The 16,979-nt window shown below is 72.4% G+C and carries 16 protein-coding genes; 2 read left to right on the top strand and 14 right to left on the bottom strand.

All coding sequences use genetic code 11. The features are described 5' to 3' along the window. Positions 1-87 precede the first annotated feature (87 nt). The 14 genes from GPA03_RS08540 to dacB form a co-directional block, all read right to left on the bottom strand. Positions 88-261: a hypothetical protein gene (locus GPA03_RS08540; protein WP_156251573.1), complete on the bottom strand. Its 174-nt coding sequence runs from the start codon at positions 259-261 to the stop codon at positions 88-90. Continuing rightward, positions 258-1,775, bottom strand: a complete 1,518-nt coding sequence (gene lysS / locus GPA03_RS08535) for a lysine--tRNA ligase (RefSeq protein ID WP_206673492.1) — start codon at positions 1,773-1,775, stop codon at positions 258-260. Before lysS ends, GPA03_RS08540 begins: the two co-directional genes overlap by 4 nt. Continuing rightward, positions 1,768-3,516, bottom strand: coding sequence for a pantoate--beta-alanine ligase (gene panC, locus GPA03_RS23100; RefSeq protein WP_162458308.1), 1,749 nt, complete (start codon positions 3,514-3,516; stop codon positions 1,768-1,770). Before panC ends, lysS begins: the two co-directional genes overlap by 8 nt. Continuing rightward, the gene (locus GPA03_RS08525; RefSeq protein ID WP_241681173.1) at positions 3,513-5,099 is read right to left on the bottom strand and encodes a PH domain-containing protein; all 1,587 of its coding nucleotides are present in this window, start codon (positions 5,097-5,099) and stop codon (positions 3,513-3,515) included. Before GPA03_RS08525 ends, panC begins: the two co-directional genes overlap by 4 nt. After that, positions 5,096-5,581 carry a PH domain-containing protein gene (locus tag GPA03_RS08520; protein ID WP_156251570.1) on the bottom strand — a complete coding sequence of 162 codons (486 nt, stop codon included), beginning with the start codon at positions 5,579-5,581 and terminating at the stop codon, positions 5,096-5,098. Before GPA03_RS08520 ends, GPA03_RS08525 begins: the two co-directional genes overlap by 4 nt. 21 nt (positions 5,582-5,602) lie before the next feature. After that, positions 5,603-6,106 (bottom strand): DUF3180 family protein, encoded by a 504-nt coding sequence (locus GPA03_RS08515; RefSeq protein WP_156251569.1) that lies wholly within the window; start codon positions 6,104-6,106, stop codon positions 5,603-5,605. Positions 6,107-6,109: 3 nt separating this feature from the next. Beyond that, positions 6,110-7,783 (bottom strand): 2-amino-4-hydroxy-6-hydroxymethyldihydropteridine diphosphokinase, encoded by a 1,674-nt coding sequence (folK, locus tag GPA03_RS08510; protein WP_156251568.1) that lies wholly within the window; start codon positions 7,781-7,783, stop codon positions 6,110-6,112. Continuing rightward, on the bottom strand, positions 7,780-8,628 hold the full coding sequence (folP, locus tag GPA03_RS08505) for a dihydropteroate synthase (protein ID WP_156251983.1): 849 nt from the start codon (positions 8,626-8,628) through the stop codon (positions 7,780-7,782). Before folP ends, folK begins: the two co-directional genes overlap by 4 nt. Positions 8,629-8,673: 45 nt before the next feature. Then, positions 8,674-9,270, bottom strand: a complete 597-nt coding sequence (folE, locus tag GPA03_RS08500) for a GTP cyclohydrolase I FolE (RefSeq protein WP_156251567.1) — start codon at positions 9,268-9,270, stop codon at positions 8,674-8,676. A 6-nt stretch (positions 9,271-9,276) separates the two neighbouring features. After that, entirely contained in the window at positions 9,277-11,325 is a 2,049-nt protein-coding gene (gene ftsH, locus GPA03_RS08495; protein ID WP_156251566.1) for an ATP-dependent zinc metalloprotease FtsH, read from the bottom strand. Between the two features lie 151 nt (positions 11,326-11,476). Next, positions 11,477-12,016, bottom strand: coding sequence for a hypoxanthine phosphoribosyltransferase (gene hpt / locus GPA03_RS08490; RefSeq protein ID WP_421958414.1), 540 nt, complete (start codon positions 12,014-12,016; stop codon positions 11,477-11,479). Between the two features lie 47 nt (positions 12,017-12,063). Further along, positions 12,064-13,104: a tRNA lysidine(34) synthetase TilS gene (gene tilS / locus GPA03_RS08485; protein ID WP_156251564.1), complete on the bottom strand. Its 1,041-nt coding sequence runs from the start codon at positions 13,102-13,104 to the stop codon at positions 12,064-12,066. 11 nt (positions 13,105-13,115) lie between these two features. Continuing rightward, the gene (locus tag GPA03_RS08480) at positions 13,116-14,180 is read right to left on the bottom strand and encodes a zinc-dependent metalloprotease (RefSeq protein WP_156251563.1); all 1,065 of its coding nucleotides are present in this window, start codon (positions 14,178-14,180) and stop codon (positions 13,116-13,118) included. Between the two features lie 48 nt (positions 14,181-14,228). Further along, entirely contained in the window at positions 14,229-15,584 is a 1,356-nt protein-coding gene (gene dacB, locus GPA03_RS08475) for a D-alanyl-D-alanine carboxypeptidase/D-alanyl-D-alanine endopeptidase (RefSeq protein WP_162458307.1), read from the bottom strand. A 127-nt stretch (positions 15,585-15,711) separates the two neighbouring features. Between dacB and GPA03_RS08470 the strand changes: the two genes are divergently transcribed. Next, entirely contained in the window at positions 15,712-16,224 is a 513-nt protein-coding gene (locus GPA03_RS08470; RefSeq protein WP_156251561.1) for an inorganic diphosphatase, read from the top strand. Continuing rightward, a complete protein-coding gene (locus tag GPA03_RS08465; protein ID WP_156251560.1) occupies positions 16,224-16,979 on the top strand; it encodes a glycoside hydrolase family 16 protein in 756 nt (251 codons plus the stop codon). Before GPA03_RS08470 ends, GPA03_RS08465 begins: the two co-directional genes overlap by 1 nt.

Below are 16,979 nucleotides of genomic sequence, written 5' to 3'. Positions count from 1 at the left end.
GCGTTCGAAGTCGATCTCCGCTACCAGGAACCGAAATCCTTGCACTGCTGAACGCGATATGTCAAAGCGTGCCATTGGCGCGCCCTATCAGGAGGGCGTTTCGGATTCGTTCTTCTTGGCACGACGCTCGGCGATTTCTGCGTCGATCTTCTGCCGCGCGACTCGCTCGCGCCGGTCCGCCAGGACGAGTCCGCGAATCACGACGACGAAGAACGCGAGCACCACGATCGGCGGCACCACTGCCGCAAGAATCTCGCTCATCGCGGCTTCACCAACGGGAATAGGATCGTCTCGCGAATGCCTTGTCCGGTGAGGGCCATGAGCAGTCGGTCGAGCCCCATACCCATGCCGCCCATCGGTGGCATCCCGTGCTCCATCGCCTCCAGGAAGTCCTCGTCCACGCGCATCGCGTCGTGGTCGCCCTTGGCGGCGAGCAGCGCCTGCGCCTCGAAGCGCTGCCGCTGCACCACCGGGTCGACGAGCTCGGAGTAGCCCGTGGCCAGCTCGAAACCGCGCACGTACAGGTCCCACTTCTCCACGACGCCCGGCCTGCTGCGGTGCGCCCGCACCAGCGGCGAGGTGTCCACCGGGTAGTGGAGCACGAATGTCGGTTCGTGCAGATGGTCACCGACATAATGCTCGAAGAGCAGCTCGGCGACCTTCCCCTCGATGACGTGCTTGGGATCGATCTTCAGGCCGGCCACATCCGCGTGCGTCAACAACTCTGCGAGCGGAGTATCGGGCGTGATAGTCGCGCCCATAGCCTCCGAGGTCACCGTGTACATGTCGAGCTGCGGCCATTCGCCGCCCACGTCGTATGTCGTGCCGTCCGCGAGAGTGACCGCCGTCGTCCCGAATGCAGCCATGGCCGCCGCCTGAACAAGTTCACGTGTCAACCTTGCGACAGACATGTAGTCGCCATATGCCTCGTAGGACTCGAGCATCGCGAACTCGGGAGAGTGCGTGGAGTCCGCACCCTCATTCCGGAAGATCCTGTTGAGCTCGAAGACCCGCTCGATGCCCCCCACCACGGCTCGCTTGAGGAACAGCTCGGGCGCGATCCGCATGTAGAGATCGATGTCGTAGGCATTCATGTGCGTCATGAACGGCCGTGCCGAGGCCCCTCCGTGCTGGGTCTGCAGCATCGGGGTCTCGACCTCGGTGAACCCTCGCTCATGGAGCTCGGACCGGATCGATCGCACGACGGCGGAGCGCACCCTGACCATGTCCCTCGCCACTGGGCGCGCGATCAGGTCGAGGTAGCGCTGCCGCACGCGCGCCTCCTCCGAGCTCTCCTTGTGGAGGGTCGGCAGCGGGCGCAGCGCCTTGGAGGCCAGCCGCCAGGAGTCGGCAAAGACCGAGAGCTCCCCGCGGCGGGAGCAGATGACGCGGCCATGGGCGAACACGTGGTCGCCGAGATCGACGTCGGACTTGAACGCGTCCAGCTCCTCCTGCCCGACCTCGGCCAGCGAGAGCATCACCTGGAGGCGCTCGCCCGCACCGTCGGCGAGCGTGACGAAGCACAGCTTGCCCGTGTTGCGCAGGTGCACCACGCGCCCGGCGACGCCCACGACGTCGTCGGTCTCGGCACCGGGCTCGAGATCGGGGTGCTCCGCACGGACCCGCGCGATCGTGTGCGTGACCGGGACCGCGACCGGGTACGGCTCGCGCCCCTCGGCGAGCAGCCGGTCCCGCTTCTCCCGGCGCACGCGGTACTGCTCGGGGAGGGACGAGGTCTGGTCGTCGTGCTCTGTGCTACCGCTGCCGCTACTCACCGGGATAGTCAATCATCGCATTGTCGATCAGCCGAGTCGGGCCGACCCTGGCAGCCACCAGAAGCAGTGTGGCGTTGGTCCCATCCGAGCTCTCCGGCGCACGCATCGTGGCGGGGTCCACGAGCGCGAGGTAGTCGACCTCGACCAGGTCGCCGGCGCCGTCGAGCACCTCCTGCGCCGCGTCCTGGACCGCCTGCGGGCCACCCGCGGCAGCGCCGGCGCCGGCCCGCATCGCCCGTGAGAGCACGAGCGCGGCCTGGCGCTCCGCGGCGCTCAGGTACACGTTCCTGCTCGAGCGGGCGAGCCCGTCCGGCTCCCGCACGGTCGGCTCGCCGACGATCTCGACGGCCAGGTCGAGATCGGCCACCATGCGGCGCACGAGCGCAAGCTGCTGGGCGTCCTTCTGGCCGAAGATCGCGACATCCGGTGCGGTCAGGTGCAGCAGCTTGCTGACCACGGTGAGCACACCGTCGAAGTGCCCGGGGCGCGAGGCGCCCTCCAGCACCTCGCCCATCGGGCCTGCGCTGAGCGTGACGAGCGGGGCGCCGTCGGGGTACAGCTCGGCTGCCGACGGCGCGAACACGATGTCGACGACGCCGGTCTCGGTCAGCTTGGCCAGGTCGGCATCGAGCGTCCTCGGGTACCGCTCGAGGTCCTCCCCCGCCCCGAACTGCAGCGGGTTGACGAAGATCGTGACCACGACCTCCTCGGCGAGCAGCGCTGCGCGGCGCACGAGCGCCAGGTGGCCCTCGTGCAGGGCGCCCATCGTCATCACGACGGCGCGGCGGCGCCGGGTGAGCGCGGCCCGTAGCTCGGCGATCGTGCTGACCAGCCGGGGCGGCGCGCCGCCTGGGCGGGTCGCGTGGCCGTCGAGGACGGTCAGCACCTCGGCGAGCTGGGCTGCGGACAGCCGCCCGGCGCGGGAGGCGCGTTCCGCCGTCGCGGTCGCGAGTGCCTGGTAGCTGGGCAGCAGGTCGGGCTGGCCGCCGACGCCGGAGAGGGCTTCGAGGTGCTCGGCGACCGTGCCCGCGTCGCCGCGCGAGACGGGACCGGTCAGCGCCGCGTCACCGCGATGCACGGCGCCGTCGAGCGCCGCCTGGGCAAGGGGTCCGAGCACGGCGGGGTCCACGCCGTCGATCGTGGCCAGCACCGAGCGGGCCTGCGCGATGAGCGTGACGAGATGGTTCGAGGCGTGCGAGAGCGCCGCGTGGTAGCACACCCGCGCCTCCTCGGGCAGCACGACTGGCTCACCGCCGAGCTCCACGACCAGCGCGAGCGCGATCGGCAGCGTGGCCTCCTCGGCCGTGACCGCGAACGGCGCACCGGTCAGGCGTGCCACGTCGGAGGCGGTGCCGCTGAACGTCATCGCCGGGTGGATCGCGAGCGGGATCGCGCCGGCCGCGCGGGCGGGCGCGAGCACCTCGGTCCCGTAGCGACCTGCGGTGTGCAGCACGATCTGGCCCTCGTGGAACCGGCCGAGCGAGGCGAGGCCCTGCACGAGGGGCGCCAGGGCGTCGTCGGGCACGGTGAGCATCACGAGCTCGGCGCGCTCCACGACCTGCTCGACCTCGAGCACGGGCACACCGGGCAGCAGCTCGGCGATCCGGTCCCGGCTCGCGGCGGAGACGCCGCTGGCGCCGATCACGGCGTGCCCGGCGCTGCGCAGCACGTGGGCGAGCACAGCGCCCACGCGGCCGGCACCGACCACGCCCACCCCGAGCCGGCCGGGCCGGCCGGTCACTGCGCGCTCCGGTCCGGCGTGCTCGGCAGCACCCCCGCGTAGCCAGCTCGCAGGAACGCGGGCGCCACGGGCTGCTCCGCCTGCGCCATCCACCGCTCGGGAGCGGCGTGGCGGCGAGCCTCCCGGCTCCGCTCGGCCAGGTCGAGAAGGAGCTCGCGGGCGACGTCCACGTCCAGGTGGTAGGCCTTGGAGAGCACCGGTCCGGTGGTGGAGTGGAACTCGAGGTCGGCGAGACCGACGCGCCGCTCCACCGGGCCCTGCTTGATCCCGAGCGACTGCGTCCGCTCGTGCGGCACGATCGCCAGGTAGCGCCACCACACGCCCGAGCGCAGCAGCACCGCGGTGCGGGTGACGCGGATGCCCTGCCGGCGCCAGGCGAACGGGTCGAGGAACCGCGCCCGGCGCGGGGTGGTCACGAAGCCGTGGTCCTCCCCGGTACCGGTCAGGGCGGCGTCGAGCGTCTCCACCGGGGAGTCGGTGCCGAGGTCCGGCAGCACGAGCGGCAGGATCTGCCGCACCTCCTGGGTGGTGGCCACCGGGAACAGCACCGTGGTGGCGTCCTGGCCCGTCTCGCCGCCGTAGCCGGCGACGTTCATGCGCAGCCGCCACCAGTCCTTGCCGCGCCACAGCAGCGGCTGGGAGAGCGAGATCGCCTGGACCCGGCCCGGCGGCACCGTGCGGGCCTTGGCCTCGAGCAGCCCGTGCCGCAGGCGGATGCCGTCGGCAGAGATGCCGATGCGGAACGAGAACTCGCCGGCGAACCGGGACCACACGTAGCCCGCTGCGGCGACGACGCCACCGATCGAGCCCGCCGCGTACCGGAAGGTGTCGGTGACGATCACGGCGACCACCACCGCGACGACGGCGAGCGCCGCGATGATGACGCCGGCCGAACGGAGCAACGAGGCCAGCAGCCGGCCCGAGGACAGCTCAAGGAGCTGTCGCTCCGGGGCGGCCTCCGCCTCGACCGGCGGGCCTCCCTCGGGCTGCTCACGCTGCTTGACGCCGGCGGCGCGAGCGAGGATCTCGTTGCGGACGCGCTGCGCCTCGTCGTCGGTCAGGTAGGACAGCGTCAGGTTGGATCCTGCCCCTCCAGCGGACTCGATCTTGAGCGAGGAGAACCCGAAGAGGCGCGCGAGCAACGGCTGCGTGACGTCGACGGCTTGCAACCGGTCCAGCCGCACGTGCCGCTGCTGCCGCCAGAGCACCCCGGAGTGCAGGAACACGGACTCGTTGCTGATGCCGTACTGAGTGCGCCGCCAGGCGAGCGCGCCGTAGCCCAGGCCGACCAGGGCACCCAGCACGATCGCCCCGATGACGAACAGGGCCTTCTGCAGCACCGGCAGCTCGAGCTCGGCGAGCGCCTCGCTGTAGTTCCAGACGGCGATGCCCAGGAGGACCGCGGCCGCCTTCCACGCGTTGAGCAGCGGCGTCACCTTGTGCAGGCGGCGCCACTCGATCGGCGCGGTCGCGTGCTCGGGCGCGTCCGGCGGCGGCTGCACGCCGGGCGGCGGCTGCACGCCGGGCGGCGGCTGCTCGCCGGGCGCGTGGACACCAGGAGGCGGGCTCCAAGGAGCGGTCACAGGCCGGCCAGCCTCGCCTCGCCGGCCTCGGACAGCCGGTCACGCAGCCGCGCGGCCTCCGCCTCGGGCAGGCCCGGGATCGCGGCGTCGGTGCCGGGCGACGCGGTGTGCAGCTGCACCTGCGCGATCCCGGCGCGCCGGGTCAGCGGGCCGGCCTGGACGTCGACGAACTGCATCCGGCCGTAGGGCACCACCACGATCGAGCGGAACATCACGCCCTTGCGGATCAGCAGGTCCTCCTCGAGCTCGGCGTAGCCGATCGCGCGGACCTGCCGCGGGATCAGCCAGAACGCCCAGACGAGGAACGCCGCGAACACGGCCGGCGCGATCCACACGGCACCGCCGAAAATCACCGCGGGGACCGCGGCGATGACCAGCGGCAGGCCCAGCCAGATCCCGGTGGTCAGCCGGCGCACCCCGATCAGCTTGTCGGAGACGCTGCTCCAGGTCACACCGGGTATGTCGAACGCTGCTGACTCCATACGGCCATTCTCCCCTGCTGATCAGTGTGCTGGTGGCGGGGCGCGGTCGGCGAACAGGCCGTCGCCGTCGTCGTCGTCGGGCGGCACCCTGCAGCACCACTGCGTGATCATGCCCGCGACCGTCATCGCGACGGCTGCCAGCAGGCAGATCCCGGAGGAGACGGCCACCGCACGCGGGTCCGGCGCCTCCAGCCGCATCGCGGCCAGCGCGAGCGAGGCGGTGAGGTAGCCGCCCACGGCCGCGCCCGCGAGCGCGGCGGTCTGCCCCAGCACCAGCGTGCGGGTGGCGCCGGGGCCGTCGAGCAGCTCGCCACGACCGACCCAGCGCTTCACCCGCAGCCCGAGCAGCAGCGTGGTCGCTGCGACGAGCCCCAGCAGCAGCGCGAGCGCCAGCGGCATCAGCGGCAGGTCACCGCCTCGGCTCTGCCACCAGCGCAGCGCGACCGCGCTCAGGGTGCCGACGACGAGGAAGACCGCCCCCAGCGTTGACCACCGCACCCGCAGTCCGGGGTCCGGCTCGCTCACAAGCTACTCCTCGGTGTCCTCGCGGCGGATCGGCTCCCAGCGCGGGCGTATCCGCTGCGGGCTCTCGGGCTCGACAGGCTGCTCCCACGGGTTGAGCGGCCGTGGCTCGCCCGCCGGCCGGTGCACCGGGTCCGGGGCCGGCTGGGCGGGCGGGGTCGGCAGGACCGGCGGCGCCAACCGTGCCGGGTCGGGCTCCTGCTCACGAACGGGCTCGGGCTCGGGCTGCGGCATCGGCGCCGGAGTGGGCTCGGGGGTCGGCACCACCGGCTCCGGCGCGGGCGCGGGCGCCGGTTCGGGCTGGGGCAGGGGCCCGGGCTCGGGCTCGGGGATCGGCTCGGGCTGGGGCAGGGCCCCGGGCTCGGGCTCGGGGATCGGCTCGGGCTGGGGCAGGGGCAGGGGCCCGGGCTCGGGGATCGGCTCCGGCTCGGGTTCTGGGGTCGGCAGCGGCTCGGGCTGCGGGGTCGGCTCCGGGACCGGCTGCGGCACCCAGGGCGCAGGCTCCGGGATCGACGCCTGCTCGGGCTCGGCGAGGGCGACCGGCGTGCCGCCGGCGTTCCCGGTGTCGACGCGTGACGTCGAGAGGTCCTCCGCCTCCGGCTCGGCCTCCGCGGGCGCCGGGGCGGGGACCGGTGCGGGCTCCGGCAGTGCCCCACGCTGCTCGTACCAGTCCAGCGCCAGCCACCGCACTCCGTCGCGGTCCGGTGCGGTGTCGGCGAGCACGGCCACCGGACCGCCGCCGAGGCCGGGCAGGAACGCATCGGGGTCCATGTGGGACCACGGCACGAGCACGAACGCCCGCTCGTTGGCGCGGGGGTGCGGCAGGCTCAGCTCCGGATCGGGGCTGGACACCGAGCCATAGGTGATGATGTCGATGTCGAGGGTGCGTTCGCCCCAGCGCTGCTCGCGAACCCGCCCGTGCGCGTTCTCGATCTCGTGCGCGACGGCGAGCACCGCGCGCGGCGAGGCGCTCGTGCGCACGACCACCACGGTGTTGAGGAAGTCGGGCTGCGAGACGGCATCGGGCTGCAGCACGGCGGCGGTCTTCGCGAGCGGGGCCACGTCGACGACCTCGAGGATCGAGGTGGCTGCCAGGTCGTCGATCGCCTGGCGCAGCGTGGCGCGCACGTCGCCGACGTTCCCACCCAGGCCGAGCACGACCTCGACGGGCTCGTCGGGCTCGGCGTCGAGATCGGTCGGCCGGCCCTCCGGCTGCGGTTCGGGCTCGTGCACGGCAGCGACAGCCGCGGGAGCGGCCGGGGCCATGGCGGGCGCGGCTGCCACCACCGGCTCCTGCGCGGCGGGCGCGAGATCGGCCGTGGAGCGGTCGCGCACGATCGTGACCTGCACGTCGTCGAACGGCACGCCCACGGGCGCCTCCGGCTTGTGCACGGTCACCTCGACGCTCTGCACGGCTGCGCGTGCCAGCACGGCGTCGGCGATGCGGGCCGCGAGGGTCTCGACCAGGTTGACCGGCTCACCCTCGACGAGGCCGACCACGTCGGCGGCCACCTCGGCGTAGTTGACCGTCAGGTCGAGGTCGTCGCCCTCGGCAGCAGCGCGGGTGTCGACCGCCATGATGACGTCGACCTTGAACAGCTGGCCCGCGCGGCGCTCCTCGGGCAGCACACCGTGCCGCCCGACCCCGCCCAGACCGATCAGCCTGATGACGTCGTTCATGTCAGCTCTCCTGTCCCCGACCTGCTCGAGTTCGTACCGCCGCCGGAACCGGCACGCGCCGTGCGCACCGCGGTGGCGACCCGCACTGCGTCCACCGAGCCTGCCACGTCATGCACCCGCACCGCCCAGACACCACGCTCAGCCATCAGCGCCGAGACCGCCGCGGTGGCGCCGTCGCGGTACGTCGGCAGTGCCGGGACGCCGTCGTGCGCGAGCAGCTCACCGAGGAACCGCTTGCGGGAGGCACCCACCAGCACCCGGAAGTTCGCCGTCATCAGCGCCTCGACGTGCGCCAGCAGCTGCCAGTTGGCCTGCCCGTTCTTCGCGAACCCCAGCCCCGGGTCGAGCACGATCTGCTCGCGCCGCACGCCGGCGCCGAGGAAGGCGTCCACGCGCGCGGCCAGCTCCCGGGAGACCTCGGCCACGACGTCTCCGTAGGTGGCCCGCTGCCCCATCACGTCCGAGTGGCCGCGCCAGTGGCTGATGATGACGTCGCAGCCCCGCTCGGCGATCAGGCGCGGCATGTCGCGATCGGCGAGCCCGCCGGAGACGTCATTGATGCACCGGGCGCCGGCGTCGAGCACGTGCGCGGCGACCGAGGCCCGCATCGTGTCGACGCTGACCTCGGCACCCTCACCCGCCAGCCCGCGCACCACCGGCAGCACCCTGTCCAGCTCGACCGCCGCCTCGACACGCGTGGCGCCCGGCCGGGTGGACTCGCCACCGACATCGAGCATGTCCGCGCCTTGATCCAGCATGTGGCGCCCGTGCGCGATCGCGAGCTCAGGGTCGAGCCACTGACCGCCGTCGCTGAAGGAGTCCGGCGTGACGTTGACGATCCCCATCACCCTCGTGGCAACAGGGTCGACGGCGCTCACGGGTCAACCCTCTCACGCACGCGTGATCAGGCTCATCGCCTCGGCGCGCGTGGTGGGGTCGCGCAGCGAGCCACGCACGGCCGAGGTCACCGTGCGCGAGCCCGGCTTGCGGACCCCGCGCATCGACATGCACAGGTGCTCGCACTCGATCACGACGATGCCGCCACGGGCACCGAGCTGCTGCATCAGGGCGTCGGCCACCTGGGAGGTCAGGCGTTCCTGGACCTGGGGCCGCTTGGCGTAGACGTCGACGAGGCGCGCCAGCTTGCTCAGCCCGGTCACGCGACCGTCCTCGCCGGGGATGTAGCCCACGTGGGCGACGCCGTGGAACGGCAGCAGGTGGTGCTCGCACGTGGAGTAGACCTCGATGTCACGGACGAGCACGAGCTCGTTGTGCTCGATCTCGAAGAAGGTCTGCAGCACGTCCGCGGGTTCCTGCCCGAGGCCGGAGAACGCCTCCCGGTAGGCGCGCGCCACCCGGCGCGGAGTCTCGAGCAGCCCCTCCCGCTCCGGGTCCTCGCCGAGTGCGACAAGCAGCGCACGGACCGCCGCCATCGCCGCGTCCTCGTCGTACCCCAGCTGCCCGTTGACCTCGGACTCCTCGGACATCGGCGATCAGCCCTGGGAGTCGATCGGCTGGTCGGGCGGGGTCTCGCGCACCTCGGTGGCCGGGCTCTCGTCGTTCCCGGCGGCCGCGGCCTGGTCCTGCGGGAGCATCCGCGGCGCGCCGCTGGCGATCTCCTTCGGCGACTGCACCGGCGGGATCTCGCTCACCGTGCGGTGCACGCTGGAGAGCCAGACCGGCCGCGGTGGCCGCTTCTCGATGGGCCTGAAGACCTCAGCGATCTCCTCCTGGTTGAGCGTCTCTCGCTCCAGCAGCGCGAGCGCGAGGTCGTCGAGGACGTGCCGGTACTCGGTGAGGATCTCCCAGGCCTCGTCGTGGGCGGCGTCGACGAGGCGGCGCACCTCGTCGTCGACGACCCCGGCGACCTCCTCGGAGAACTCGCGCTGGTGCCCCATGTCCCGACCGAGGAACACCTCGCCATCGGCCTGGCCGATGCGCAGCGCACCGATGCGCTCGCTCATGCCGTACTCCTTGACCATCTTGCGCGCGGTCCCGGTGGCCTTCTCGATGTCGTTCGAGGCGCCGGTGCTCGGGTCGTGGAAGACGATCTCCTCGGCCACCCGGCCGCCCATCGCGTACGCGAGCTGGTCGAGCAGCTCGTTGCGGGTCACGGAGTACTTGTCCTCGGCGGGCATCACCATCGTGTAACCGAGCGCACGGCCGCGGGGAAGGATCGTCACCTTGGTGACGGGGTCGGTGTAGCGCAGCGCTGCCGCCACCAGGGCGTGACCGCCCTCGTGGTAGGCGGTGAGCTTGCGCTCCTTCTCGTTCATCACACGGGTGCGCTTCTGCGGACCGGCAATCACGCGGTCGATGGCCTCGTCGAGCGCGTAGTTGTCGATCTGGTCGCGTCCCATGCGGGCGGTCAGCAGCGCGGCCTCGTTGAGCACGTTCGCCAGGTCGGCACCGGTGAACCCCGGCGTGCGCTTGGCGACCATGTGGACGTCGATGTTCGGTGCCATCGGCTTGCCCTTGGCGTGCACCCGCAGGATCTCCTCGCGACCGCGCAGGTCGGGTGCCTCCACCGCCACCTGGCGGTCGAAGCGACCCGGGCGCAGCAGCGCCGGGTCGAGGATGTCGGGGCGGTTGGTGGCCGCGATCATGATGACGTTCTGGTTGCCGCCGAAGCCGTCCATCTCCACGAGGAGCTGGTTCAGCGTCTGCTCGCGCTCGTCGTGACCGCCGCCGAGCCCGGCGCCGCGGTGCCGACCGACGGCGTCGATCTCGTCCACGAAGATGATCGCCGGCGCGTTCGCCTTCGCCTGTTCGAACAGGTCGCGCACCCGGGAGGCACCGACACCGACGAACATCTCCACGAAGTCCGAACCGGAGATCGAGTAGAACGGCGCACCCGCCTCACCGGCGATCGCCTTGGCGAGCAGCGTCTTACCGGTTCCGGGGGGTCCGTACAGCAGCACGCCCTTGGGGATCTTGGCCCCGACGGCCTGGAACTTCGCGGGGTCCGAGAGGAAGTCCTTGATCTCGCCCAGCTCTTCGACCGCCTCGTCGACACCGGCGACGTCGGCGAACGTCACCTTGGGCATCTCCTTGGTGACCTGCTTGGCGCGCGACTTGCCGAAGTTCATCATCCGGTTGCCGCCGCCCTGCACGCGCGACATCAGGAACCAGAACAGACCACCGAGCAGCAGCACCGTCAGCAGCAGCGGCAGGATCGAGGACCAGATCGAGGGCTGCGGGACCACCGAGTTGTAGCCATCGGGCAACCGCTCGTCGGCGCGCGCGTCGGCGACCGCGTCGGCCACGTCGTCGGCCTGCGCAAAGGCGTAGTAGAACTGCACCACCTCGCCCTTGTCGACGTCGTCGACCGTGAGCGGCTCGCTCAGGCTGAGGGTGACCCGCTGGTAGCCGTCGTTGATCTCGACGGCCGTGAGGGTGTCGCCCTCCAGCAGCTCCATTCCGGTGGACGTGTCGATGGTCTGCGGTCCACCGCCGGCGAGCAGCCGAAAGCTGGTGAAGACGACCAGGAGCGCGATCGCCACCCAGATGAGTGGTCCGCGCAGCAGCTTCTTGACGTTCATGTCGATAGCGGCCCGGAGGGCGAGCCGGATCCTTCTTTCCTCGGTACCTAGGCGGTGACGCTATACGACCAACGCACGAACCACCGATTTGGTTCGCATCTGTTCGCCGTGAGCATCAACGCGTGTGTGCCGCGACTGCTCGAACGACGGCTCAGGAGGCGTAGACGTGCGGCGCGAGGGTACCGACGAAGGGGAGGGTCCGGTAGCGCTCGGCGTAGTCGAGGCCGTAGCCGACCACGAACTCGTTCGGGATGTCGAAGCCGACGTACTTGACGTCGACCGACACCTTGGCGGCGTCGGGCTTGCGCAGCATCGCGGCGATCTCGATGCTCTCCGCGCCACGCGAGCGCAGGTTCGAGACCAGCCACGACAGCGTGAGGCCCGAGTCGATGATGTCCTCGACGATCAGCACGTGCTTGCCGAGCAGGTCGGTGTCGAGGTCCTTGAGGATGCGCACGACGCCGGAGGACTTGGTGCCGGACCCGTAGGAGGACACCGCCATCCAGTCCATCTTCACCGACAGCTGGAGCTTGCGGGACAGGTCGGCCATCACCATGACCGCACCCTTGAGGACGCCGACGAGCAGGACCTCGCGGCCGGCGTAGTCGGCATCGATCTGGGCGGCCATCTCCTGCAGCCGGTCCTGGATCTGCTGCTCGGTGTAGAGGACCTTCTCGAGGTCGCTTCCCATCTCGCTGGCGTCCACGCCACGTTCCCCTCGGTTCGATCCGGTTCGCTCTAGCACCCTGCTGGCCCGACGAGCACAAGCCTGCCACAGTCGCGGCGGCCCTCGACCTCGCCCGGGAGCGCGACGGCGCCCTGGCCCCGCCAGCTCGTCACGAGCGCCTCGAGGGCGCGGACATGACTGTGTCGGAGCGCCACCGCGGGGGCTCCCGCCGCCAGCGCGGCGCGCCGCAGCACGCGGGTGCGCAACGCCTCGGGCTCGGCAGCGAGGCGCGCGATGTCCAGCTCGACGGCGGCGCTCGCCCCGGGATCGACGGCGCACCGCTGCCAGGCGTGCTCGGCGAGCGTGTCCAACAGGTCGGCGTCGGCACGCGCGAGGTGCGCCGTGCGCGCCAGCGCGGGCGCGGGGTCCCGCCCGAGCGCCTCCGCCAGTGCCACCAGCACCCGGTCGCGCACGGCGGCCCGAGGCACCGGCCCGCCGTCGGCGCGCTGCCACGGCCCGTCGGCGGCGTTGCTCGGGTCGTCGTCGACGCCCAGCCCGAGCACCCGGCAGGCGGCATGGGTGTCGCGGCGGCGAACGTCGAGCAGCGGCCGCCAGTAGCTGTCACGGACCTTCGCCATGGCGGCGAGCGAACGTGCTCCGCTGCCGCGGCCGGCGGCCAGCAGCACGGTCTCGGCCTGGTCGTCGAGGGTGTGGCCGAGGAGGATCCCAGCGGCTCCGGTCTCCTCGCGCGCGGCCGCGAGCAGGGCATAGCGGGCATCCCGCGCGGCGGTCTCGGTGGCCCGGTCCACGTGCGGCACCCGCCGGACCTGCACCGGGTCGAGCCCGAGGTCCGCGCAGCCGGCGGCGGCACGCTCGGCCACCGCGGCGCTGTCCGGGCGCAGCCCGTGGTCCACCACGACCGCACCGGCGCGCAGGGCCAGCCGCGGCGCCACGAACGCGGTCTGGCTCGCGAGCGCCACCGAGTCCGGGCCCCCGGAGCAGGCGACCAGCACGAGGTCACCCGCGGCGAGCGTGCCCTCGGCGAGCAACCGCTCGAGGAGGCCGCGGACCCCGGCACGCACCCGCGCGACGGCTGGATCGGGACCGACCAACGCCGTCCTCCCTAGCCGTGCACCCGGCGCACCCAGGCGGCCGGGTCGGCGATCTCTCCGGCGAGCGGGAGCTGCTCGGGGCCGGTCCAGACGGCGTTGAGACCCTCGTGCCCGACGGCGCCGGTGACGCCGCGCACGAACGCGGCGCCCTGGCGGTACTGCGCGAGCTTGGCATCCATGCCCAGCAGCCGGCGCATGAGGGTGTCGAGCAAGCCGTTGCCGTCTCGGCGGCGCTCGAAGGCACGCCGGATCTTCGCGACGGTCGGCACCACCGCCGGTCCCGCCTCGTCCATGACGACATCGGCGTGCCCCTCGAGCAGCGACATCACCGCGAGCACCCGCTCGAGCTGGACCTGCTCGGCCTCGGTGAGGACCGCGGACATGATCGGCCCGGCGGACGTGGCGTCGACAGGACCGCCCGCGAGCGCACGCGGCAGCGCCTCGAGCAGCGAGCGCAGCCGCCCGGACGCCTCGCTGGTCTGGGACATCGAGGAGGTGAGCGAGCTCATGTGCTCGCGAAGGTGGCCGGGCAGCCAGGGCGCGGCGCTGAACTGCACCGCGTGGGTCTGCTCGTGCAGGCACACCCAGAGCTGGAAGTCGGCGGGGTCGAACCCGAGCTCACGCTGGGTGTGCAGCACGTTGGGGGCGACCACGAGGAGCCGACCACCGCCGTCGGGCGTGGGGGTGAACGGGTCGAACTGGCCGAGCACCCGGCTCGCGAGCAGCGACAGCAGCACGCCGAGCTGCTCGCCTGCGAGCCGCGCCGAGCCGAAGCCGCCGAGCGGGGGCAGGTCGTCACCGATCATCGCGGCGAACATCGCGACGTTCGCCTCGGCCCAGCGTGCGCGGTCCACGACGTACGTCGGCAGCAGGGCAGCCCGCTGCGCAGCCTCGTGCAGGCCGGTGACGTCACCGACGATCGCCGGCGCCCGGCCCGCGGCCGCACGGATCTGCGCGACGAGCGCGGCCGCCTCCGCCCGCTCGACCACCGGCCCCGCCGGCGTCAGCGCAGCCGAGCGCCGGCGCGCGACGTCCCAGTCGATCTCGCCCGCACCCGCACCCGCCCGCTCCGCCACAGCCCCACCCTACGGACCCGCACTCGACACGAAACCGTGCACGTCCGCTCAGCAGCCGCAGGCGGCGATCTCGGCGATCCAGTCGTCGATGGCGTCGCGGGCCCCGACGACGCCGCCGGTCGGCACGTCACCGATGAGCACGGCGAAGGCGAGCAGGCGGCCGTCAGCGGTCGTCACGTAGCCCGAGAGGGAGGCGACCGCACGCAGCGTGCCGGTCTTGGCCGCCACCATGCCGGCGGCGGGAGCCTCCTCGAGGCGGGTCGACAGCGTGCCCTCGAGCCCGGCCACGGGCAGACCGCGCGCGACCGAGCCGAGCTCGGGCCGGCTCGCGATCGTGGTCAAGGTCTCGACGAGGGTGCGTGGCGAGATCCGGTTGGTCGAGGACAGCCCGGAGGTGTCGGCGAGGACGAGTCCGTCGACGGCGATGCCCTCGCCGCCCAGCACGGTCCCGACGGCGACCCCCGCCCCCTGGAAGCTCGGTTCCTCGCCCGCCTCGTGCGCGACGAGCCGTCCGAGCGCCTCGGACAGGATGTTCTCCGAGTGCTGCAGCATGTAGGCGACCAGATCGCTCAGCGGCGCCGAGGAGACCTCGGCGAGCTCGGTGGCGCCCTCGGTCGCGGTGGTGCTCGTCACGTCGCCCTCGACCGTGATCCCCGCCGCGACCAGCGCATCGACGAACGCAGCTGCTGCGGCGCCCGCGGGATCGAGCTCGCGCGCGCGGGCGCCGTCGACGCGGCCGATGTCGATCGCGATCGGCGCCATGTGCATCGCGTCCCCGGCGGCGAGGTCGATGTCGTCCCACCGGGGCGCCATGTCGGGCCCGGCGTAGTAGCTGACGTCGAGACCGACGCTCACCCGGGTGGTGCCCGCCGCCGTCAGCGCGGCCGCGGTGGCCTGGCCGAGGTCGGCGAGGCCCGCGTGCCCGACGATGGCCCCCGGGTCACCCGCGCCGGCGGCCATCGTGAGGTCGCCGCCCGCCACGAGCACGATCTGGCCCTCGCCGGTTGCCACGACGCTGGTGGTGAACCGGTGGTCGGCCCCCGCTGCCGCCACGGCGGCGGCCGCCGTCAGCAGCTTGGTGGTCGACGCGGGGACGTGGCCGGAATCGGCCGCGACCGCGTCGAGATCGGCGCCGGTGAGCACGTCCGTGACCAGCACACCGGCGGTACCCACCGACGGGTTCGCGAGCAGGCTCTCGCGCAGGTCGGCGAGGGCGTCAGGTCCCGGCTGCGGCGCGTCGGGGGTGTCGGCGACCGCCTCGGGAACCGCCGGCTGCGGCACCTGCGGCTGCGGGAACGGCGGGTCCGGCAGCCGCTCCGGCCGCAACGTGACCAGACCCGGGACGACGTCGTAGATGTCGCCGGCCGCGTACCCCCCGCCCAGCAGCACCACCAGCAGGGTCACGGGTAGGAGGACACGCGACCGCCGCCGTCGAGGAGTCTTCGCCACCTGGCGAGTATCACGCACGCTCATCGGTACGTCAGACTAGGGCGCGGAGCCAACAGGCACGACAGATCATGGAGGGCGCACGGTGGAGTTCGACGTCACGATCGAGATCCCGAAGGGGCAGCGCAACAAGTACGAGGTCGACCACGAGACCGGTCGGATCCGCCTCGACAGGATGCTGTTCACCTCGACCAGGTACCCCGACGACTACGGGTACATCGAGGGCACCCTCGGTGAGGACGGCGACCCGCTCGACGCGCTCGTGCTGCTCGAGGAGCCCACGTTCCCCGGTTGTCTGATCCGCTGCCGCGCGCTGGGCATGTTCCGGATGCGCGACGAGGCCGGCGGCGACGACAAGGTGCTGTGCGTGCCCAAGGGCGACCAGCGCGCGTCGTGGCGCTCGGACATCGACGACGTCTCCGAGTTCCACCGGCTCGAGATCCAGCACTTCTTCGAGGTCTACAAGGATCTCGAGCCCGGCAAGTCGGTCGAGGGCGCCCACTGGGTCGGCCGCGACGAGGCCGAGGCCGAGATCAAGCGCTCCTTCCAGCGCGCGATCGACACCGGTTACACCCACCCGCAGCCGCACATCGGCTGATGCGCACCGAGGTCGTCGACGCCTTCAGCGATGACGACCTCGACCGTGCCCGCTGGTCGCCGGCCTATCTGCCGGCCTGGGCCTCGCGCAACGAGAACGCCGCGCGGTACCGGATGACCGGCAGCAGCCTCGTGCTCGAGATCCCGCCCGGCCACGGGCGCTGGTGCCGCGACACCCATGAGCCGCCGCTGCGGACCTCGACGATCGCCTCGGGCGACTGGTCCGGCCCGCTGGGCAGTGACCGCGGGCCGCAGCCGTTCCGCACTGGGCTGCGGGTGCGCGAGGAGCAGCCGCGCTTCAGGGGGTGGCTGCTCGACGGCGGCCATCTCGAGATCCGCTGCCGGATGTCGCTCTCGCCGCGCTCGATGGCCGCGCTCTGGCTCGCGGGCTGGGACGAGGACCCGCAGGACTCCGGTGAGCTGTGCGTCGTCGAGGTGTTCGGCTCCGCGGTCGACCCGGGGCGGTCCGCCGAGATCGGTATCGGGATCAAGGCGCTGCGCGACCCCCGGCTGCGGGAGGACTTCGACGCCCCGCGGCTGGCGATCGATGTCGCAGACTGGCACACCTACCGGGTGGACTGGGATGCAGCCGAGGCCCGCTTCGCCGTCGACGGCACCACGGTGCGCACATGCGCGGACCCGCCGCGCTACCCGATGGTGGTGATGGTCGGGGTCTTCGACTTCCCCGACGGCACCGACACCACCCACACGCCGACCCTTGAGGTCGACCGCATCAGCGGTACGGCGCTCGCGTAG

This window comes from Pseudactinotalea terrae, assembly GCF_009733845.1.
GTDB classification, from domain to species: Bacteria; Actinomycetota; Actinomycetes; order Actinomycetales; family Beutenbergiaceae; genus Pseudactinotalea; species Pseudactinotalea terrae.
Note: the sequence above shows the minus strand (reverse complement) of the source record. Positions and strands in the feature narration are given on the sequence as shown.

What these genes read in the sequence shown, in the direction of transcription:
- ftsH (WP_156251566.1), bottom strand. Translation starts at nt 11,325, where the DNA reads ATGAACGTCAAGAAGCTGCTGCGCGGACCACTCATCTGGGTGGCGATC.
- hpt (WP_421958414.1), bottom strand. Translation starts at nt 12,016, where the DNA reads ATGGGAAGCGACCTCGAGAAGGTCCTCTACACCGAGCAGCAGATCCAG.
- GPA03_RS08520 (WP_156251570.1), bottom strand. Translation starts at nt 5,581, where the DNA reads ATGGAGTCAGCAGCGTTCGACATACCCGGTGTGACCTGGAGCAGCGTC.
- folE (WP_156251567.1), bottom strand. Translation starts at nt 9,270, where the DNA reads ATGTCCGAGGAGTCCGAGGTCAACGGGCAGCTGGGGTACGACGAGGAC.
- GPA03_RS08465 (WP_156251560.1), top strand. Translation starts at nt 16,224, where the DNA reads ATGCGCACCGAGGTCGTCGACGCCTTCAGCGATGACGACCTCGACCGT.
- folP (WP_156251983.1), bottom strand. Translation starts at nt 8,628, where the DNA reads ATGGGGATCGTCAACGTCACGCCGGACTCCTTCAGCGACGGCGGTCAG.
- folK (WP_156251568.1), bottom strand. Translation starts at nt 7,783, where the DNA reads ATGAACGACGTCATCAGGCTGATCGGTCTGGGCGGGGTCGGGCGGCAC.
- GPA03_RS08540 (WP_156251573.1), bottom strand. Translation starts at nt 261, where the DNA reads ATGAGCGAGATTCTTGCGGCAGTGGTGCCGCCGATCGTGGTGCTCGCG.